At 36.4% G+C, this 19,997-nt stretch carries 19 protein-coding genes; 9 read left to right on the forward strand and 10 right to left on the reverse strand.

Annotated features, from left to right (window positions below; all coding sequences use genetic code 11):
• The first annotated feature begins 141 nt into the window (after positions 1–141).
• The 3 genes from ctlX (at position 142) to SOLCA_RS10105 (ending at position 3,235) form a co-directional block, all read left to right on the forward strand.
• Complete coding sequence (ctlX, locus tag SOLCA_RS10095; protein ID WP_014680348.1) at positions 142–1,065, forward strand: citrulline utilization hydrolase CtlX; 924 nt, start codon at positions 142–144, stop codon at positions 1,063–1,065.
• A 193-nt stretch (positions 1,066–1,258) separates the two neighbouring features.
• Complete coding sequence (locus SOLCA_RS10100; RefSeq protein WP_014680349.1) at positions 1,259–2,647, forward strand: type III PLP-dependent enzyme domain-containing protein; 1,389 nt, start codon at positions 1,259–1,261, stop codon at positions 2,645–2,647.
• 141 nt (positions 2,648–2,788) lie between these two features.
• Positions 2,789–3,235, forward strand: coding sequence for a hypothetical protein (locus SOLCA_RS10105; RefSeq protein WP_014680350.1), 447 nt, complete (start codon positions 2,789–2,791; stop codon positions 3,233–3,235).
• 137 nt (positions 3,236–3,372) lie between these two features.
• On the opposite strand, the gene SOLCA_RS10110 is transcribed toward SOLCA_RS10105, so the two are convergent.
• The 5 genes from SOLCA_RS10110 to gatB form a co-directional block, all read right to left on the reverse strand.
• Positions 3,373–4,092, reverse strand: a complete 720-nt coding sequence (locus tag SOLCA_RS10110; protein ID WP_014680351.1) for an RluA family pseudouridine synthase — start codon at positions 4,090–4,092, stop codon at positions 3,373–3,375.
• A gap of 149 nt (positions 4,093–4,241) precedes the next feature.
• Entirely contained in the window at positions 4,242–5,279 is a 1,038-nt protein-coding gene (locus tag SOLCA_RS10115; protein ID WP_014680352.1) for a sensor histidine kinase, read from the reverse strand.
• Positions 5,276–5,962, reverse strand: a complete 687-nt coding sequence (locus tag SOLCA_RS10120) for a response regulator transcription factor (protein ID WP_042481083.1) — start codon at positions 5,960–5,962, stop codon at positions 5,276–5,278. Before SOLCA_RS10120 ends, SOLCA_RS10115 begins: the two co-directional genes overlap by 4 nt.
• 101 nt (positions 5,963–6,063) lie before the next feature.
• Complete coding sequence (locus SOLCA_RS10125) at positions 6,064–6,597, reverse strand: redoxin domain-containing protein (RefSeq protein ID WP_169313285.1); 534 nt, start codon at positions 6,595–6,597, stop codon at positions 6,064–6,066.
• A gap of 267 nt (positions 6,598–6,864) precedes the next feature.
• Positions 6,865–8,334, reverse strand: coding sequence for an Asp-tRNA(Asn)/Glu-tRNA(Gln) amidotransferase subunit GatB (gene gatB, locus SOLCA_RS10130; RefSeq protein ID WP_014680355.1), 1,470 nt, complete (start codon positions 8,332–8,334; stop codon positions 6,865–6,867).
• 219 nt (positions 8,335–8,553) lie between these two features.
• On the opposite strand from gatB, the gene SOLCA_RS10135 reads away from it, so the two are divergent.
• From SOLCA_RS10135 to SOLCA_RS10145, 3 genes are read left to right on the forward strand one after another with little or no spacing between them, the layout of a single operon-like run.
• On the forward strand, positions 8,554–9,213 hold the full coding sequence (locus tag SOLCA_RS10135; RefSeq protein ID WP_042479624.1) for a hypothetical protein: 660 nt from the start codon (positions 8,554–8,556) through the stop codon (positions 9,211–9,213).
• A 20-nt stretch (positions 9,214–9,233) separates the two neighbouring features.
• Positions 9,234–9,890 carry a sensor histidine kinase gene (locus SOLCA_RS10140; RefSeq protein WP_407635815.1) on the forward strand — a complete coding sequence of 219 codons (657 nt, stop codon included), beginning with the start codon at positions 9,234–9,236 and terminating at the stop codon, positions 9,888–9,890.
• 31 nt (positions 9,891–9,921) lie between these two features.
• The gene (locus SOLCA_RS10145) at positions 9,922–10,281 is read left to right on the forward strand and encodes a diacylglycerol kinase family protein (RefSeq protein WP_014680356.1); all 360 of its coding nucleotides are present in this window, start codon (positions 9,922–9,924) and stop codon (positions 10,279–10,281) included.
• Positions 10,282–10,469: 188 nt separating this feature from the next.
• On the opposite strand, the gene SOLCA_RS22325 is transcribed toward SOLCA_RS10145, so the two are convergent.
• Both SOLCA_RS22325 and alaS read right to left on the reverse strand, forming a co-directional pair.
• Complete coding sequence (locus tag SOLCA_RS22325; RefSeq protein ID WP_014680357.1) at positions 10,470–10,910, reverse strand: META domain-containing protein; 441 nt, start codon at positions 10,908–10,910, stop codon at positions 10,470–10,472.
• A 152-nt stretch (positions 10,911–11,062) separates the two neighbouring features.
• Complete coding sequence (gene alaS, locus SOLCA_RS10155) at positions 11,063–13,672, reverse strand: alanine--tRNA ligase (RefSeq protein ID WP_014680358.1); 2,610 nt, start codon at positions 13,670–13,672, stop codon at positions 11,063–11,065.
• A 222-nt stretch (positions 13,673–13,894) separates the two neighbouring features.
• Here alaS and bioA point away from each other — a divergent pair, with 222 nt between their 5' ends.
• The 3 genes from bioA to SOLCA_RS10170 all read left to right on the forward strand — a co-directional run bounded on the left by bioA (position 13,895) and on the right by SOLCA_RS10170 (position 16,568).
• On the forward strand, positions 13,895–15,160 hold the full coding sequence (gene bioA, locus SOLCA_RS10160; protein WP_014680359.1) for an adenosylmethionine--8-amino-7-oxononanoate transaminase: 1,266 nt from the start codon (positions 13,895–13,897) through the stop codon (positions 15,158–15,160).
• 311 nt (positions 15,161–15,471) lie between these two features.
• The gene (locus SOLCA_RS10165; RefSeq protein ID WP_014680360.1) at positions 15,472–16,080 is read left to right on the forward strand and encodes a hypothetical protein; all 609 of its coding nucleotides are present in this window, start codon (positions 15,472–15,474) and stop codon (positions 16,078–16,080) included.
• 32 nt (positions 16,081–16,112) lie between these two features.
• Positions 16,113–16,568: a DUF1801 domain-containing protein gene (locus SOLCA_RS10170; RefSeq protein WP_014680361.1), complete on the forward strand. Its 456-nt coding sequence runs from the start codon at positions 16,113–16,115 to the stop codon at positions 16,566–16,568.
• Positions 16,569–16,579: 11 nt separating this feature from the next.
• Here SOLCA_RS10170 and SOLCA_RS10175 read toward each other — a convergent pair whose 3' ends face one another.
• The 3 genes from SOLCA_RS10175 to SOLCA_RS10185 form a co-directional block, all read right to left on the reverse strand.
• Positions 16,580–17,353: an enoyl-CoA hydratase/isomerase family protein gene (locus SOLCA_RS10175; protein WP_014680362.1), complete on the reverse strand. Its 774-nt coding sequence runs from the start codon at positions 17,351–17,353 to the stop codon at positions 16,580–16,582.
• Complete coding sequence (locus SOLCA_RS10180) at positions 17,353–19,440, reverse strand: ComEC/Rec2 family competence protein (RefSeq protein ID WP_014680363.1); 2,088 nt, start codon at positions 19,438–19,440, stop codon at positions 17,353–17,355. The genes SOLCA_RS10175 and SOLCA_RS10180 overlap by 1 nt, the downstream gene beginning before the upstream one ends.
• Before the next feature lie 170 nt (positions 19,441–19,610).
• Complete coding sequence (locus SOLCA_RS10185) at positions 19,611–19,997, reverse strand: endonuclease domain-containing protein (protein WP_014680364.1); 387 nt, start codon at positions 19,995–19,997, stop codon at positions 19,611–19,613.

Below are 19,997 nucleotides of genomic sequence, written 5' to 3' on the forward strand. Positions count from 1 at the left end.
TAGTGTTACGCGTTATTCTAACAAAGGTGTGATCTATTTCTTTTCTAAGAGATTCATTATTTAACTTGTATAACCATAAAAGAAATCCCCGCAGCCAAGCGCTCCCTCTCCTTTAGGAGGGGGCTGGGGTGAGGTATTATTATGCAAACTACCAATCATATCATGATGATCCGCCCGGTTCGTTTTGAATTTAATGTTCAAACAGCCGTTAATAACGCTTTTCAGGATCCTAATGCACAAACTGCAGATACCCAACAAAAAGCGTTAATAGAGTTTGACAATTTTGTAAACCTGTTAAAAGAAAACGGTCTGGATGTAACTGTAATTGAAGATACGACAGAACCTCATACTCCTGATTCTATCTTTCCAAATAACTGGATTTCATTTCATAACGACGGAACAATTGTATTGTATCCGATGCAAGCCGAAAACCGTCGCTTAGAACGTCGTTCAGATATTCCTGAGTTATTAAAGAAAAAGGGATTCACAGCTACCAAAACGCTTGATTTTAGTCATTACGAATCTGAAAACAAGTTTTTGGAAGGAACCGGTAGCATGGTATTAGATCGGGTTGATCGTGTAGCCTATGCCTGCTTGTCGCCGCGCACCGAAATGAGTGTGTTGGAAGATTTCTGTAAGCAACTTAATTACGACTTTGTTGCTTTTGATGCCATCGACAAATCGGGAAAAGCCATTTATCATACGAATGTAATGATGTGCTTAGGTACTGATTACGCAGTAATTTGTTTAGATTCTATTCCGGATCCGGAAGAACATGAATCTGTGGTTAATTCATTAATCGCTTCGGGTAAGGAAATCATTGAAATTACGCTGGAGCAAATGAATGAATTTGCCGGAAACATGCTTGAATTAAAGAACAACAAAGGCGAAAGTTTATTGGTGATGTCGGAGCAAGCATACAAATCTTTAGCTGCTTCTCAGGTAGAAAAATTAAGCAAACATAGTAGGCTTGTTTATGCTCCAATTTACACAATTGAAGCGAACGGAGGAGGCAGTGCAAGATGCATGATTGCCGAAGTACATTTGCCAATGGAAAATCAGTAAAAAATTACATAAAACTGAAGAAATTCACTTTTGCTATTTCAGACTTACAATTAACTCATTTACAATATTTTACAAACGGACATTTTTCAAAAAAATGTCCGTTTTTTTTGAAATTCCCCCGAAGTAAAAAAAATCACACTTTTAGGTAAGTTTTTTGTTCTAAAAATTACATTTTTGCAAAAAATTTAAATAGATGCAGAGCTACCAGGAATTTCTTGACTTAAGTGTGGGTTTTCCACAGGAAGGTTTCGACATTATTGACGATGAATTATTCTTTCATGATCTTAACCTGATGGAATTAATTGAGACGTATGGCACGCCCCTACGGTTTACTTATGTTCCTTTGATCTCTAAGAAAATTCAACAGGCTAAATTATTGTTCCAAAAGGCAATCCTTAATAATAATTATCGCGGAAAATACATTTATTGTTATTGTACTAAAAGCTCACACTTCCGTCACGTAGTTGAAGAGGCATTGAAAAATGATATTCACCTAGAGACTTCTTCAGCTTTCGATATGCCAATGATCGATGCGTTAGAGAAAAAAGGCGTGGTCGACAAAAGTGTGTATGTAATCTGTAACGGATATAAAACATCGCAGTACAAACAGTACATCTGTGATATGATCCATGATGGCTTTAAAAACATTATGCCAGTTCTGGACAATAAAGAGGAGTTTTTCTTTTACGATGATGAGCTGGAAGAAGAATGTAACTTGGGCGTACGCATTGCATCTGAGGAGCAACCAGATTCTCAGTTTTATACCAGTCGTTTAGGTATTCGTGCGGAAGATATTATTGATTTTTATCATCAGCGTATCGAAAAGAACCCGAATTTCAACATTAAAATGTTGCACTTCTTTATCAATTCAGGAATTCAGGATTCTCCATATTACTGGAACGAGTTAGAGAAGCATGTAACTTTATACTGTAAATTCAAAAAAATTAACCCGGCTTTAACTATGCTGGATATCGGTGGAGGATTTCCGTTTAAAGATTCGCTAGTTTTTGATTTCGATTATGAATACATGACTAATGAGATCATCAAACGTATTAAAGAAATCTGTGCTGAACATGAAGTTGAAGTACCGGATATTGTTACCGAATTTGGTAAATACACCGTTGCTGAGGCTTCAGGTATTATTTATAAAGTGTTAGGTCGTAAACAACAAAATGACCGTGAAAGATGGTTAATGCTGGATGGTAGTTTTATTACAAACTTACCTGATGTTTGGGCTTTAAATCAGAAATACATTCTATTACCCATTAACAACTGGGATGCAGAATACGAACGAGTAAACCTTGGAGGCATTACTTGTGACGGACAGGATTATTATAATCAGGAAGCTCACATGAACTCTGTATATATGCCTAAAACACGTAAAGTTCAGTACCTGGGTTTCTTCCATACCGGTGCCTATCAGGAAGTGTTAAGTGGTTACGGAGGTATACACCATTGTTTAATGCCAACTCCTAAACACATTCTGATTCGTCGCAACCGTGATGAAACATTTAACTTTGAGGTATTTGGTGAAGAACAAAACTCTAAACAAGTATTAAAACTATTAGGATACGTCCAATAAGTAAAAAAAATCCGGTTAATGAACCGGATTTTTTTTTAAGCTGGTAGCTAGTAGCTAGTAGCTAACGGCTAACACAAAAAAAATCATCTTATTTTCATAATTGAATTTTATCTTGCGCCGACCAAATTCCGAAAATATAAGATGAAAAAAATTTTGTTGATGGCAATTGGCTGCCTGTTTTTAGCTTCATGCACTAAAACAGTGGTAGTTGAAAAAGAAAGAAAAGGCCCTCCTCCTCATGCCAAAGCTTGGGGACACAAGAAAAAACACCGTACCTATTACTATTACTATCCTACTTCAAATGTTTACTTCGATATTACATTTGGACAGTATGTTTATTTTAGTGCTGGCGCTTGGGTTAGGATGAATACCTTACCTTCAGGTGTGACAATTGGATCGGATCGTGTAAGAATTGATTATCAGGGTGACGATGTTTATGTCTATAACTCTAATCATAAATCAAAATATAAATCAGTTCCTCCAGGACAAGCTAAAAAGATGTCTTATGGAAATGATGATAATGGCCGTGGGAATGGGAATGGGAATGGGAATGGTAAGGGAAAAGGCAAAGGTAAAAAGGGTCATTGAGAATAAGTAGGTCTGTCAATAGTTTATTGGTGAAAGGCTCGACAATGTCGAGCCTTTTTTATTTTAGCAACCTTTTTATTGAAGGTAGTTTATCCATTAATTAGATTTGATTGACAGTCAGCAGCTTTCATCGCCTATTATGCATCAAACTTTTCCAACAACTTTAAGAAGGTAGCAAAATCTTTAGGGTATGGTGCATGAACCGTTATTTCCTCTCCATTCAATAATTTAAAGGAAACTTCATACGCATGTAATGCAAAACGTCTGATTAGTGGTTGCTCCTCTTCACCTTTCGACAATCTGTACCCTCTTTTAAAAGTTGAAAGCATTGGGTATTTACCTCCATACATTTCGTCAGCAACAATTGATGCACGTTGCGTTGCAAGGTGAATACGAATTTGGTGCATACGTCCCGTTTTAGGCTGACATTCAACCAAGGTAAAATGTTTGAAGAATTTTATAGAATTGAAGGTGGTCTCAGCACGCTTACCTTCGTACTTATCGATCACCACATTGCCTTTACCAAAATTAGCAATTGGCAAGTCAACTAATTTATTATCGAAAGCATGCGAACCATCAATAATTGCATGATAGATTTTCTTAACCTCGCGATGCTCAAACTGCATGGAAACTGAACGGTAAGCTTCAGGAGTTTTTGCAAAAATCAACGCACCGGAAGTTTCTTTATCTAAGCGATGACAGATCTGCGCATCATCCCAATACTTTTTGGCCAATCTTAGCATATTTAATTCACCACCAGTACGCTCATCAACAGAGGCAACAAAAGGTGGTTTATTAACTACAATTACATCATCATTTTCAAAAAGTATCAGGTCTTTAAATGCAGGAATCTTCATGCTAAAATTAATATCGAACTTAAAAGTCGACAAAAGTACTAAAAAGAATTAGCTATTGGCTTTTAGCTGTTAGCTTTTAGAGCAGCCAATGACAAAAGACTGAATACTCAGGCCCTCAAGACTCTGAACTCAAGACTCCGAACTAACAACTATCCTTTTCTCAATGTAAAGCCAAACGTGGTACCCACACCTATACTGCTCCTAACATTAATGGTTTGATTATGAGCCTCAATAATGTGCTTCACAATGGCCAAACCTAAACCGGTTCCACCTTCAGCACGTGAACGGCTGCGATCAACACGATAAAAACGCTCAAACAAACGCGGTATATGCTCAGGTTCCACACCTATTCCGTTATCGGTAATTTCAACCAGAGTGTTTTCATCCATATCATACAATCCTACAATTGTATGACCATCTTTATTACCGTATTTGATAGAATTAGAAACTAAATTAACGACCACCTGCCGAATACGCGACTTATCAGCTTCAACAATAAACGGTACATCACAGCCTTCCTTAAATCCAAAGGAAATATTTTTGTCATGAGCTATAAACTCCATCGAATCAAAAACATCCTTTATGAGATCATGCACATCAAATGTTTCCATCTCCATGGTAAGATAGCCTGACTCTAATTGAGAAATAGACTCTAAATCTTCAACCAGAGAAGCTAAGCGATCCGCACTTTTCGAGGCCTTGGAAAGAAAATGAAGATTAACCTCCGGATCATCCAATGCGCCATCTAAAAGGGTATTTATATAGCCCTGAACATTAAAAATTGGTGTTTTAAGTTCATGAGAAACATTGCCCAAAAACTCTTTCCTAAAAGTCTCGTTCTTCCGAAGCTGTTCTATTTCAACGGCCTGATCTTTAGCCCAATTTAACACATCTTGCGTAACACCGGCAATAGGATCTTCCGTAGATCCGAACAGTGGAGGAAAAACCGGATCTGATTTACCCGTTTTTAACTGATGAATGCTTTTATAGACAAGTTTTATCTTCCTGTAGATGAAAAACTCAAGTGCATACAAGGTTAATACAAAAGATACGATGAAGTTTAGTGTAACTTCAAGTAATATCTCTACGAATGAAGATTTAAAAATTATGGAAATCAGCCCTACAACACAAGTTAAAATGGTAGCTGTTAAAAAGGCAATTATACGAGGCGTAGGGTTTTTTATCATAGTTCAAATTTGTATCCAACTCCTTTTACGGTGGTTACGTAATTTTCGCCTAACTTTTCGCGTAATTTTCTGATGTGAACATCAATTGTTCGATTGGTAACCACTACCGAATCCTCCCAAATATTTTTAAGGATAATTTCGCGGGTATAAACTTTTCCAGGTTTTGAAGCCAATAAATACAGTAATTCAAATTCTTTTTTGGCTAAAATTACCTTATTACCGTTTTGAAAAACGACAAAAGCTTCACGATCGATAACCAAGTCACCTATCTCCAGTTTATTTTCGAAATTATCTTCGTTGTAAACATTTCTACGTAAAATGGCATTAATACGACTTATAAGCGCACGAGGTTTAATCGGCTTAGCGATGTAATCATCTGCACCTACATTAAAACCTGCGATCTCTGAGTACTCTTCACTACGAGCAGTTAAAAACACCATAAACGTATTTTTAAACTCCGGCATACTTCTCATTAAACGGCAAGCCTCTATACCATCCATTTTAGGCATCATAATATCAAGGATGATTAAATCCGGCATTACTTTTTTGGCAATAGTAACCGCTTCTTGTCCATTGTTGGCAAGAAAAACCTGATATCCTTCTTTCTTTAAATTGTACTCGATTAACTCCAGTATATCCGGTTCGTCGTCAACAATTAGAATTTTTTGTTTCGGTGTAGTCATATCTGAATTTTCCATAAAAGTAAAACGCTAATTGAAGCAATTTGTTAATCCTATATTAAGAATTTGTTAAGAAGTAAAAAAGAGTTAATATGAGATAGTTGTTAATTCAACAATTTCTTTAAAAAATCTTCTAATTGAGTGCCGTGTAAGTCTTTAGCAATTATTTTCCCTTCCTTATCAAGGATAAAATTTGCTGGAATTCCTTCAATTCCATAGCCTTCAACAGGCTGAGAACCCCATTTTTTCAGATCCGATACATGAATCCATTGCATTTTGTAATCTTCAACGGCCTTTAACCATCGATCTTTATCCTTATCTAAAGATACTCCATAGATTTCCAGGCCTTTATTTTTATACGCTGAATATAATTGAGTAAGATGCGGGATTTCGGCCCTGCAAGGTGGACACCATGATGCCCAAAAGTCAATCAATACATATTTGCCTTGCAATGATGATAATTTTACTGGAATTCCTTCAGCTGTTGGCAATTCGATTTCAGGCGCCATAAATCCAACATCTTTGCCAATCGGCAACCCATTGGCAGCTAACACTACAGCGGATGATTCTTTTTTAGGAGCGGTATTACAGGAAGCAAGAAATAAAGCGATTACGAAAGCAAAAAAGATTTTTTTCATCATATACAAATGTACAAGACTTTCTGGTTGTAAAAACCGGAAAGTCTTGTAACAATTTATTTAATAAACTCAAGTTGTCGCTGTTAGCAATTAGCTGTTAGCCATTAGAAATTAGCTCAAGTGCCAGTTCAATAGGATGTCCCAGCGGGACAATAGATCGGTAACAATATCTTGATTGCATTATGCTGATAGCCCTGTTAAGGGCTAAACAATTATTCATTTTCTATTATAACTGACAACTTGGGTTAATAAGTAAAATCGGTTTATTTAAACCTCCTTAAAGGCTTCTAAGCGTTCTACCACTAGTTTATTTGCAGATTTAGGGTCAATTTTTCCTTTGGTAAGCTTCATCACATCGCCCATAAACATCCCTACCAAATTCTTTTTGCCTTTATGGTACTCTTTAACCTTATCCGGATATTTTGACAACACCTGATCTATAAAACCAATCAGCTCGTCATCATTTGATTCAATCAATACACCTAAATCATGCGCTAACTGGCTAACTTTTTTTAACGGGTCATCCAACAGCGCAGGAAATACTTTTTGTGTGGCTACAGAGTTATTAATTTTCCCAGCGTCAATTAAGTTAATAATTGCGGCAATCTGTTCAGGCTTCAATGCAAAGTCTGTAATTTCCAGCGACTGGTCATTCAGGTAAGATTTGATTGCCCCCATCATCCAGTTTGCAGCTGATTTATAATTGCTCGTATGAACAATTATGCTTTCGAAAAACTGCGCAAACTGTTTATTTTCCGTTAAAACTCCTGCGTCATATTCTGATAATTCGTATTCGGAAGTATACTTTGTTATCAACTGCTCTGGCAATAGCGGCAACGATTCTTTAATGGATGCGATATATTCATCCGATAGTACTACCGGCAAAATATCCGGTTCAGGAAAATAACGATAATCATTCGCCATTTCCTTTGTTCTCAACACCGAAGTAGATCCACTAACTGTATCAAAGTTCAGGGTATTTTGAGAAATGGTTCCACCTGCTTCTATTACATCTATCTGGCGCTTAAACTCGTATTCAATCGCACGCTGTACATTTCGGATCGAGTTCATATTTTTTACCTCACAACGGGTTCCATATTCTTCGGCTCCCTTTAAACGAACGGAAATATTAGCATCACATCGCATGCTACCTTCCTCCATATTTCCATCACATATCTCAAGGTATCTCAAGATCTTCCTAAGCTCCGTTAAATATTGAGTTGCCTGCTCAGCGCTTCTCATATCGGGCTCCGAAACAATTTCCAATAATGGAACTCCTGCCCTATTTAAATCGATGTAAGAGTTATACGGATCCTGATCATGCATACTTTTCCCGGCATCTTCTTCCATATGAATATGGTGCAAACGTAATTTCTTGCGAGTACCATCTTTCAGTGCTACATCAACATACCCACCAATACTGATTGGTTTTGTATCCTGACTGATCTGATAACCTTTTGGAAGATCAGCATAGAAATAATTTTTGCGATCAAAGGCATTAAATTTATTAATAGTCCCGTTTGTTGCCAATCCAAGTTTTACAGCATATTCTACTACTTTACCATTTAATCGTGGTAGAGTGCCTGGATGGCCCAAAGTAACAGGGTTAACATTCCGGTTAGGTTCTGCGCCAAATGCGGCCGAATCACCGGAAAATATCTTCGTTTGAGTTGACATCTGCGCATGCACCTCAAGTCCGACAACCAATTCGTATTTATCGTATATCGTTGTATTCATAGCTTAATCACAAAAATATAACTTAATAACATTTTGTCAACAGATTAAGACTTTTTAAATAAATTTATTAACATAAATGCGATTTTGTTTAAACAATTTAAAAACAATAACAAATTTCAGGTCTATCACTACAACATTGATTTTTAGGTAAATGAATCCTCTCAGAAAATAATTATATTGCAAGCAGTAGGACCAGCACCGAATTCTTTTAAAACTTAAATGTTAAGCAGATTTTTTAACCAATTCTTTAACGCCATATCAGGTGAAAGCAAACGTTTTTCTCTTGAAAATCGGATTTTCAATATTACCTGTATCGTTACCATCTTAATTGCGTTTGGGGGAATTGTCCTGAATGTTATTAATCAGATCGATTATAGGCTTAATATTGTGATCATTATTGCCGAATGTGGATTGCTTATCTTGTATTATTTCTCCCGGTTTAAACAGCAATTTCAGTCTACTTTAATTACTTTTTTAATAATTTGTTATATAAGCTTAGGCTTGGGTTGGTTTTATAATGGAGGTGTTGATGGGCCAGTGATTTATATTATTACTTTCTTCCTGATCGTTTTTATCAGCATTATCAATGTAAAATATCAATACTTATGGATATTCACCTGTATTGCATTTACACTATTATTGTTTTTACTTGAATACTTGCATCCGGAACTTGTTGCACCTTATTATAGCAGGAAAGCCCGCTTCCTTGATCTTGCCGGAAGCTACATCATTGTGATTGTCAGTATTCTAACCATTGTTTTGGCCATAAAACGAAACTATGAATACGAAAGAAAAAAGCAGAAATACAGAGGACAGAAATTACGCAACAAAACAAACTCATTAGTAAACAATACAAAAATCTTGAAAACCAAGATTTAATTAAGATTAAGGTATTTTCGATTATTTCACATGATTTGCGTGGCCCACTAACATCCTTGCAAGGTCTGTTGAATCTTTTTAACGATCGTTTAATAGAGGTTGATGAGTTTAAAGAATTATCGATGGAAGTAACCGAACGCGTACGTCATAACCTTCAGCTGCTTGATAACCTACTTTATTGGTCGAACAGCCAAATGTTGGGTTTACGGGTTGAAGCCAAACAAATAGAGTTGAACAACTTAGTGGATGAATTTTTACACTTGCTAAGACCTGAGGCTGACGCCAAAAATATTATCATTGAAAATAAACTTTCTGAGAACAGTATCGCTTATGCCGATATTAACATGATAAAGGTGGTAATCAGAAATTTACTTTCGAATGCAATTAAGTTTACGAGACAAGGTGGACGCATAAAAATTAATTCGCGAAAAGACGGCGATGCAATGGTTTTTTCAGTTGAAGATAATGGGGTTGGTATTAGTCGCGAAAATCAAATGAAATTGTTTAGCATGGATCATTTTTCAACCAAAGGTACGGCTAATGAGGTTGGCACCGGTTTGGGACTTATTCTCTGCAAAGATTTTATTGAACGCAATGGCGGAAAAATATGGACGATGAGTGAACTAGGTAAAGGCAGTACATTTAGCTTTTCGTTGCCTCATCATAAACTAACCTAAGGGTTTCTACCTAAAAAGAACTGTTACCCTCATGAAAATAGAAAAAGATCACTCCTTCAAAGCTCGCCTGAAAAGTTTTGGTTATGCCTATAAAGGATTGAAGTTTTTGTTTTTAAATGAACCCAATGCTAAAATCCATCTTTTAATTACCATTATCGTCATTATTGCAGGTTTCTATTTCAATGTTAGCTCCATTGAGTGGTGTATGTTACTCTTGGCAATTGGATTGGTTATTTCTGCTGAGATGATAAATACAGCTATCGAAAAAATGGCCGATGTTGTTAGCCCGGAAAAAAATGCAAAGATCGGTTTAATAAAGGATATTGCCGCAGGAGCGGTACTGTTTACAGTAGTTATTGCAGTACTTATAGGCTTAATAATATTTTTATGATTACACTGATTATTGATTACATTGGATTGATTACACCGATTTTTGAATAGATTTTAAGATTAGTTGATCTTTAATTGATTCAAGAAATTACTAATCGTAATCATTAAATAATCCGTCGATAATCTATAAATACCTGAGTAATAAAAAATCGGTGTAATCAATCCAATAATCAGTGTAATCCAAAAAAACTATTTAGTAAACGAAGCCAATAAGTCGCTTCCTTTAAACAGCTGTAATTTTTCACCGTTTAATTTTACGTCAGTAGCGTCATTTAAGGCTTTAGAAAGAGCGTCTTCAACGGCCATTTCAGTACACATCATTTTAGTGCTTGCTAACGGGCCAAATTTCAGTTTTCCTTCTTCAAACTTATATCCACCGGTAAAATTATTGCAGCCTAATGATCCGCTTACCCTGCTATCGTCTTTATTAAATTCAATAAAGGCTGGCTTTCCTTTTGAAATATCAATGGCACTACCATTCGACATTAGTTGAGATAAGTTCCATTTGCTGCCAACTAATTGGTTTACATTTTCAGGGGTTACTAATCCGGAACTTTTCATCGTGTTACATCCAAATCCTAAAAAGGCAAAAATTGCAAACATTGCAACGAGCGTGAATTTTACTTTCATAATATTAAGTGTAAATAAATTTTCGACTTGATACTTACTAAATTTAAGCAATGACTGCATCAAATAAAAAAGTAGTCTGGGTAAACCGGACTACCTTATACTTATTACTACGATCGTATTACCAGATATGTAACACTCGATGTGGTTATTTTTTAAGAAAGATATTGCTTGGCTTTTTCTAGCGCTCTATCTAAGCCTGATGCATCTTTACCTCCTGCAGTTGCGTAGAATGGCTGTCCGCCCCCACCTCCCTGGATCTCTTTCCCTAACTCGCGAACGATCTGAGAAGCATTTAATTTTTTATCTTGAACCAGGCTATCAGAGATAATTACTGAAATACTTGGCTTTCCGTCAATTTCAGCAGCTATAACAAGGAACAAATCATTTAACTTCTCACGCATTTCAAACGAAAGATTCTTAATCGCTTCGGCAGATGGAATATCTACTCTAGTAGCGATGAAGTTTACTCCATTGATGGACTCTGCTTTTTTAACAAGATCATCTTTAAGCATTGACGCTTTCTGAATGATCATTTGCTCCAGTTCTTTACGCAAACGATTATTTTCTTCTAAAACATTTTCTAATCCTTTGACAACATCTTTAGGATTTTTCAATAACGTTTTTACTTCGTTAACGATCGCTTGCTGCTGATTATATAATTCTTCTGCTTTGGTGGCAGTAATCGCTTCAATACGACGAACACCTGCAGCTACAGCGCTTTCGGCAACGATTTTAAACGAACCAATTTGACCGGTTGCCGGCACGTGAATACCTCCACAAAGCTCTTTTGAATAAGAAGGATCAAAGGTAATCACACGCACAAAATCACCATATTTTTCACCAAACAAGGCAGTTACACCAGAATCAATCGCTTGTTGGAATGGAACTTTTCGTTGTTCGTCCAGCTTTATGTTCTCGCGAATTTTTTCGTTTACAATTTTCTCAATTGCGGCAATTTCTTCATCAGTTACTTTAGCGAAGTGTGAAAAGTCAAAACGCAAATATTCTTCATTCACCAATGAACCTTTTTGATTCACGTGATCACCTAAAACGCGTTTTAAGGCAGCATGTAGTAAGTGCGTTGCAGAGTGATTATTAGCCGTATCTCTACGTTTATCTGTATCAACCTTAGCAACAAATGCCTTCGTTAAGTCTTCCGGTAATTCGTCCGTAAAATGAACAATCAGGTTATTTTCTTTTTTGGTGTCATTGATTCGAACCAATTCATTTGCATTTTCTAATACACCGGTATCTCCTACTTGTCCACCACCTTCAGCATAGAAAGGAGTTTTATCCAATACTAACTGGTATTGCTCTTTACCTTTCGCTTTAATCTTACGGTATTTTAAAATATGCACTTCAGTTTCTAACTGATCATACCCTAAGAATTCCGTTTCTTTATCTTCACTTACTAGCACCCAGTCGCCGGTATCAATTGCAGTAGCTGCACGAGAACGATTTTTCTGCGCTTCCAATGCTTTATTGAAGCCATCCATGTCAACGTTTAGCTTACTTTCGCGAGCCAACAATTGAGTTAAATCGATAGGAAAGCCATACGTATCATATAATTCGAAAGCGAATTCACCTTCAATCTCTTTATGATCAGCAATGTATTTTTCAAAACGTTGGATACCTCCTGCAAGTGTACGTAAGAAAGATGCTTCTTCTTCTTTTACCACCTTTTCAACAAATGATTTTTGCTCTTTCAATTCGTTGAAAACCCCGTCAAACTGTTCTGCCAATAATGCAACCAGCTTGTACAAGAAGGGCTCCTTAAAGTTTAGGAATGTATAAGAATAACGAACCGCACGGCGCAAAATACGACGGATTACATAACCTGCTCCTGTATTTGACGGTAATTGTCCATCGGTAATGGTGAAGGCGATTGCACGAATATGATCTGCCATTACACGCATAGCAATATCCGTTTTTTCGACTTTACCATAAGCAATTCCACATTGTGACGCGATGAACTGAATCATTGGCTGGAACACATCGGTATCATAGTTTGATCGTTTTTGCTGCAACGCCATACATAAACGTTCAAAACCCATTCCGGTATCCACATGTTGAGCAGGAAGTTTTTCCAATGAACCATCGGCTTTACGGTTAAACTCCATAAATACGTTGTTCCAAATCTCAACAACTTGCGGATGGTCATTATTTACCAGTTCCTTACCATCCTTCTGAGCGCGTTCTTCCTCACTTCTTAAATCGATGTGAATTTCAGAACATGGGCCACAAGGTCCCTGGTCGCCCATTTCCCAGAAGTTATCTTTTTTATTTCCGTAGAGGATACGATCTGCGGCAATATATTTTTTCCAAATTTCTAAGGCTTCGTTGTCGGGCGCTAAGTTTTCTTTAGCATCACCTTCAAAAACAGTCACATACAAACGATCTTTAGGTAACTTATAAACTTCCGTCAATAATTCCCAAGCCCACTGAATAGCTTCTTTTTTGAAATAGTCGCCAAAGCTCCAGTTACCCAACATTTCAAACAACGTATGGTGATAGGTATCGATACCTACTTCTTCCAAGTCATTATGTTTACCAGAAACGCGAAGACATTTTTGCGTATCGGCGACACGAGGAAACTTAACCGGAGAAACACCTAAGAAAATATCCTTAAAAGGTGCCATACCTGAGTTAACGAACATTAGGGTCGGATCGTTTTTAACCACCAATGGTGCCGAAGGAACAATTTTATGTCCTTTACTTTCAAAAAAGTCTAAAAATGCTTTACGTATAGATCTGGAATCCATGAAATGTATAATTTGATATTTTTAACCGCTAAGGCGCTAACACACGAAGGCTATTGTCTTTGTGTGTTAGCGCCTTTTTCGATTTTTAATAAGCCTCAAAAATAACTGTTTGAATTGGAAGGCAAAAGCTAAATGAAAAATAATAATCTTTGCCTTTTGACAACAATTGAACTGAAAATCTCTTAGCGCCTTTGTGCCTTTGTGGTTAATAAAATTTTTAGCATGAATTTAGTTAAACGTGACCTTAAAGCCATATGGCACCCATATACTCAAATGAAAACCGCCTCTGCCCCTATTCCAATTGTAAGAGGCGAAGGATTATATTTAATTGATGAGCATGGAAATCGTTACATGGATGTGGTGGCTTCATGGTGGGTAAATATCCACGGACACTCACACTCTTATATCGCTCAAAAGGTTTCTGAGCAATTACATACCTTAGAACATGTGATTTTTGCTGGATTTACACACCCTACGGCTGTTGAATTAGCTGAACGTTTATTGGCGATAATTCCTGATAATCAGCAAAAAATATTCTATTCAGATAATGGTTCAACCGCTGTTGAAGTGGCATTAAAAATGGCCTTTCAATACTGGCATAATTCGGGAATTTCTAAAAAGAAAGTACTTGCTTTTAACAACTCCTATCACGGCGATACATTCGGTGCTATGTCGGTAAGTGCCCGAAGCGCTTTTACCAATGCGTTTGAAAGTCTTTTATTTGATGTAGAATACATTGATCTTCCTACTCCGGAAAATCTCTCCAATCTAAAATCCCATATCTCAAATCTAAGTGATCATATCTCCTCTTTCATTTTTGAACCTTTAGTACAAGGTGCAGGCGGCATGATCATGTATGAGGCGGCTCCTTTAGATGAATTAATTCGTTTTTGTAAAGAGCAGAATATTCTTGTAATTGCCGATGAAGTAATGACCGGCTTTGGTCGTACTGGTAAGCTGTTTGCCTGCAATTATTTGACCGAACAGCCTGATATGATATGTTTTTCAAAAGGGTTAACTGGCGGAACTATGCCTTTAGGAATTACTTCGTGTTCGCAAGCTATTTATGACCGTTTCTTATCGGATGATAAATTAAAAACACTTTTCCACGGACATTCCTTTACAGCTAATCCTGTTGCCTGTGCAGCTTCTTTAGCAAGTTTGGATCTTCTTTTAAAAGAAGAAACTATGAAACAAATTGAAATGATCTGCGAAAAGCATTCGGTGTTCAAAAACAAGATAGTTGGGCATGCTAAATTATTTGACATACGCCAACAAGGAACCATTTTGGCGATGGAGTGGAATTACGGTGAAAACACTTCCTATTTCAATGAAGTAAGGGACAAGCTGTACAACTTTTTTCTTGAAAACAAGATCATTATGCGCCCAATGGGCAATGTTCTTTACCTATTACCTCCCTACTGCATTACAACTGCTGAACTTGATTTTGTGTACGGCAAGATTGAAGAGGCATTAGAAAAATTTTAATAACCCGCAAAGACACGAAGGCACAAAGTAAAAACTTCTGATTTGTAAAGAAAAAACTTAGCGTCTCTGCATCTTAGCGGTAAAAAATACTTTAATAAACCGCAAAGACACGAAGGCGCAAAGTAAAAACTTCTGATTTGTAAAGAAAAAACTTAGCGTCTCTGCGTCTTAGCGGTAAAAAATACTTTAATAAACCGCAAACACACGAAGGCACAAAGTAAAAACTTCTGATTTATAAAGAAAAAACTTAGCGTCTCTGCGTCTTAGCGGTAAAAAATACTTTTAACTTTGCCACCCTAAACCAATCTTTTATGCAACTCGAAAAAATTGTATCCAAAATAACACAGCAACCTGAAGTGCACGCCAAATGGTTAAACACACTTTCGATGATGGAAAATACCGGGGCACGTAAAATTTCAGCTTGTGAACATAAAAAGGATGTAACGCTCATTGTTTTAAAACATGCTGCTGAAGAAGCTCGTCATGCTTATTACCTTAAAAAGCAAATCGGTAAAATTGATGAAGCGCTTTGTCCAGACTATAATAATGACCATTTATTAGCGCCACAAGCAAGCTATACTTACCTAAATTCATTGGATATCGAAGTTTGCAGGTACCTAAAGGATGAATTGAGATTAAAAGGTGAAGAACTAAAATTTGCAGCTTACTTATTGGTAACCTATGCTATCGAAGTAAGAGCGGATGAAATTTATCCAATCTACCAGGATGCATTAGATCTTACGGGTAGCAAAGTAAATGTGAAATCAATTATTTTAGAAGAGGAAGGACATTTGGAAGAAATGATCAATCAACTGAAAAAGTTCTCTGACGACTGGGAATCGCATGGACAAAAAGCTATTGCGATTGAATCGGCACTCTATCAAAATTGGTTAAATGAGTTGGAAAAGGAATTAATTTGATAGTATTGGAAAAATCTGAGCAATATTAAATTATGCAATCAAACGCTAAAACTCCACAAGAATATATCGAATCCCTACCGGAAGATCGTAAAACAGCACTTTCAAAATTAAGAGCTGCTATTCATCAAAATCTTCCGGCAGGTTTTGAAGAAGCCATGTCCTATGGCATGCTTGGCTATATAGTTCCACATTCGCTATATCCAGCCGGGTATCATTGTGCACCAGAACTGCCGCTTCCCTTTATGAGTATTGCCTCACAAAAAAACTTTGTGGCCATTTATCATATGGGAATGTATATGGATAATGAATTATTAGACTGGTTTACAAGCGAATATACTAAACATAGTACACTCAAACTGGATATGGGCAAAAGCTGTGTCCGTTTCAAAAAAATGGATCAAATTCCATTTGAATTGATCGGTGAGCTAGCATCAAAAATGACAACTGATCAATGGATCGAACTTTATGAAAAGAAACTGATGCGTTGATAATGATTCTTTTACCATTTTAGCTTAGTTTTTGTCAAGAAAGAATTAACACCTTTTTTAAAATCTTCGGTTGAACGAATATGAGCATTGGTTTCTGCGGCATAAACTAATGCTTCTTCTGACTTCATTTGCTGAACCTTCTGAATAAGATCTTTGGTGTAGGCAATAGAATTTGCTGATGTTTCGTTACTCAGTTTTTCGGCAAAAAGTCTGACCTCTTCAGCTAACTGATGTTTGGTTACTAAGTAATTAATCAGTCCAAACTCTTTGGCTTCTGAAGCCGTAATCAGCCGCCCACTTAATAATAAATCGCGAGCTTTGCCTTCTCCAATTTTCCTGATCAAAAATAAGGCAACTATAGCCGGAACAAAACCTATTTTAACTTCGGTGTAACCAAACTGAGCTTCAGGAGCTGCAAACACAAAATCGCACACGGTTATCAAGCCACATCCTCCCGCAATGGCATGTCCTTGTACCTTTGCAATGGTTATTTTTTGTGAAAAGTAAATCGCTGCAAACAGTTCGCGCAACTGGTGACTGTCGGCAAGGTTTTCAGCGGCAGAATTCTGTTGAAGTTGCTGAAGATAGGCTAGGTCTGCACCTGCACTAAACACATCCCCTTCCGCTTCTAAAACAATAATCTTTACATCCTTATCTTTTTCTGCTTTATAAAATGCTTGTTTTAACTGCTGAACCATTTCCTCATTTAACGCATTGCGTTTTTCAGCACGGCTCAACGTAATAAAAGCAATTCTGTTTTCGACTTTATAATTGATCAGTTCCATTAAATAGAAATTCTTAATGCTTGAGATTGATGTATATTAACTATATCCTTACCCAGTATTTTACATTGTTCCTGAATCTGAGTAGCCCTGTATTCCGGAACCGAATTATCGATCACAATACATTTTGTATCAAACAGTTGCAATAGCTGTTTAGGATCAACTTTATGTTTACCGGATATTAACAGGTAATCGACTTTTAATTTCTTGTTTACTTCATAAGGTCGAAATTTAGAATCAATTACTCCGATACGCAAATTATAAAATTGAATGAAATTATATTGCTTTAATAAATGAACATTCTCGCTCTTCTTTTGGAGATACTGAACCGATTTTATTCCTAAATGTAAAATGTACGGTTGAATTGAAAAGTTGAACTGTTTTTCGGGTAAAACGCTGTCGGCATAAAGATATAATGTTTGACCATCCGTAAATCCCATTGCCGTTGTACTCTTTAACGCAAAAACGATCATTTCTTTTTGTTTTGATGAATGGTAGCTTTTAAACGCAAACGAACAACATAACGCAGTCATACAAGCTAAAAAAGAAAGTTTCAATAGCGTTTTTCTTGAAATCATTAAATAACCTAAAATGACTATAGCTACGACCATAATGGTCAGCTGAAACTCATCAATCATTAAGTTTTGAAAAATAGCAAAGGGTAAATGACTCAATTTATATAGTATGAGATTCATTAGTGAAATCACATTTGAAAGAGCCCACCCTACTCCCGACCCCAAAATTGAAACGGGTGAAACGAGCAATAATAAAATTCCACCATAAAGAATAATACTTGCCAGAGGAATTATTAAAATATTAGCAACCAGAAAATAATTAGGGAATTGATGAAAATAGTAAACTGACAATGGAAATGTAACCAATTGAGCAGCAATGGAAACACTCGACATTAACCATAGTTGATTCAGCAGCCAATTGTCAAGTTTTATCCATCGATAAATCTTGGGTTGAAAATAGATAATGCCCAAAACAGCTAAGTACGATAACTGAAAACCCACATCAACCAATAAATAAGGATTGAATAACAGCAAAAAGAATAATGAAACTGCTATTGAATTATAAATATTGGTATACCTGTTAAATCCCTGAGCTGTTGCAATGATACTGATCATAAATGCTGCCCGACAAACTGCCGGAGAAAACCCGGTTATTGATGCATAAAACCAGGTAAGTAGCAGTGTTAAAAGAACTTTTATATACCTACCTCCTTTGACTTTATCCAAAAAACCAAGCAAGTAATTAATTACTATGTAGATAATGCCAACATGTAATCCGGATACTGATAGAATGTGAACTGTGCCTGTATTGGTAAAGGCATTTACAATATCGGGACTTAAATCGGCTCTGTAACCCAATAAAAATGCGGAAACAATTCCAGCATTTTCCCTTTCAGTAATGTATTTATTAAATCGTTGTACACATTTTTCGCGAAGCTTTAAGGCATAATAGGTTAAGTTGTGTTTGGGTTCTACCGGAATAATCCTGAACTCACTTTTCTTTAAATAAGTTTGGTAATGAATGTTTTTAAAACCCAGGTATTGTTTGTAGTCAAATTCATATGGATTTTGGGGAGGATCCATTAATTTATATTTGGAAGGGATTAACAAATAGGTACCGTAGCCAACAGAATCAGTTGTTTCTAAAGTTACCAGCAAATTGCCAGAACAATCTGACAGCCTTTCCTTCTTATTTACCTTAACTACTTTTGCATTAAATTTCACCTGCTTCCCTTTTCGTATTGGGACATCATTTACATAAATTACAAATGAGGTGGCAGTTTTCTTGGTAAAATGCTCCGAACTCATCAGTTCATTATGCAATCCAGTTCCCACCAAACCAACAATAAAAAAGGATACGTTTATCAGTTTTCCTTTATATTTCTTCCAGGTTGTTTGATTGATCTGCTTGTTATTAAATGTGATAAAACCCAAAACAACCAAGGCTATTAATAATAGCAGTACATTAAAAGATATCGATAGTGAGCTAAATAGACTTACTGTGACTCCTGCTAAAAATGGGAATAGTATTCTTAAAAAAGTTAGCTGTCGGGTTTGGAGACGTAAACTGCTCATTTGTTTGATTTTATTCTTATCGTATAACACACCCCTAACCCCTCTCAAGAGGGGAACCTTGAATCAACTTCGTTGATTTAATATTCTTAAATCGCATAACAATTATGTGTTAAAACTATGAGTAAGCACTGTCGGAGTTCCCCTCTTGAGAGGGGTTAGGGGTGTGTCTTTTATTTATTCATTTTATTGCATACATTTTCCTCAATCCATATTTCAATCGTTCTCACAACATTTTCAATATCCTTTAGCACCTCATCATCATCAAACCGAAGTACTTTAACCCCTACTTCGTTTAATTCTATTTCTCTTTTAACATCATGTGCTAAAGAATGCTCATGATAATGAGAAAATCCATCCACTTCTATTGCCAGATTCAATTCATGACAATAGAAATCTACTATATAACACAGCAAAGGTTTCTGTCGATGAAAATCATAATTATATGGCCTTAACTTGAGTTCATTCCACAATAACACTTCAGCCAAGGTGCTGTCGTTTCTAAGCCTTCTGGCTAATAATTTCAACTTAGGATCATAAGGAATAATTTTTCTTTTCAT

The organism is Solitalea canadensis DSM 3403 (assembly GCF_000242635.2).
Taxonomy (GTDB): Bacteria; Bacteroidota; Bacteroidia; order Sphingobacteriales; family Sphingobacteriaceae; genus Solitalea; species Solitalea canadensis.

Bases quoted from the DNA above. Each gene is read 5' to 3' on its own strand.
- ctlX (WP_014680348.1), top strand. From the start codon at position 142: ATGCAAACTACCAATCATATCATGATGATCCGCCCGGTTCGTTTTGAA.
- SOLCA_RS10100 (WP_014680349.1), top strand. From the start codon at position 1,259: ATGCAGAGCTACCAGGAATTTCTTGACTTAAGTGTGGGTTTTCCACAG.
- SOLCA_RS10105 (WP_014680350.1), top strand. From the start codon at position 2,789: ATGAAAAAAATTTTGTTGATGGCAATTGGCTGCCTGTTTTTAGCTTCA.
- SOLCA_RS10110 (WP_014680351.1), bottom strand. From the start codon at position 4,092: ATGAAGATTCCTGCATTTAAAGACCTGATACTTTTTGAAAATGATGAT.
- SOLCA_RS10115 (WP_014680352.1), bottom strand. From the start codon at position 5,279: ATGATAAAAAACCCTACGCCTCGTATAATTGCCTTTTTAACAGCTACC.
- SOLCA_RS10120 (WP_042481083.1), bottom strand. From the start codon at position 5,962: ATGACTACACCGAAACAAAAAATTCTAATTGTTGACGACGAACCGGAT.
- SOLCA_RS10125 (WP_169313285.1), bottom strand. From the start codon at position 6,597: ATGAAAAAAATCTTTTTTGCTTTCGTAATCGCTTTATTTCTTGCTTCC.
- gatB (WP_014680355.1), bottom strand. From the start codon at position 8,334: ATGAATACAACGATATACGATAAATACGAATTGGTTGTCGGACTTGAG.
- SOLCA_RS10135 (WP_042479624.1), top strand. From the start codon at position 8,554: ATGTTAAGCAGATTTTTTAACCAATTCTTTAACGCCATATCAGGTGAA.
- SOLCA_RS10145 (WP_014680356.1), top strand. From the start codon at position 9,922: ATGAAAATAGAAAAAGATCACTCCTTCAAAGCTCGCCTGAAAAGTTTT.
- SOLCA_RS22325 (WP_014680357.1), bottom strand. From the start codon at position 10,910: ATGAAAGTAAAATTCACGCTCGTTGCAATGTTTGCAATTTTTGCCTTT.
- alaS (WP_014680358.1), bottom strand. From the start codon at position 13,672: ATGGATTCCAGATCTATACGTAAAGCATTTTTAGACTTTTTTGAAAGT.
- bioA (WP_014680359.1), top strand. From the start codon at position 13,895: ATGAATTTAGTTAAACGTGACCTTAAAGCCATATGGCACCCATATACT.
- SOLCA_RS10165 (WP_014680360.1), top strand. From the start codon at position 15,472: ATGCAACTCGAAAAAATTGTATCCAAAATAACACAGCAACCTGAAGTG.
- SOLCA_RS10170 (WP_014680361.1), top strand. From the start codon at position 16,113: ATGCAATCAAACGCTAAAACTCCACAAGAATATATCGAATCCCTACCG.
- SOLCA_RS10175 (WP_014680362.1), bottom strand. From the start codon at position 17,353: ATGGAACTGATCAATTATAAAGTCGAAAACAGAATTGCTTTTATTACG.
- SOLCA_RS10180 (WP_014680363.1), bottom strand. From the start codon at position 19,440: ATGAGCAGTTTACGTCTCCAAACCCGACAGCTAACTTTTTTAAGAATA.
- SOLCA_RS10185 (WP_014680364.1), bottom strand. From the start codon at position 19,997: ATGAAAAGAAAAATTATTCCTTATGATCCTAAGTTGAAATTATTAGCC.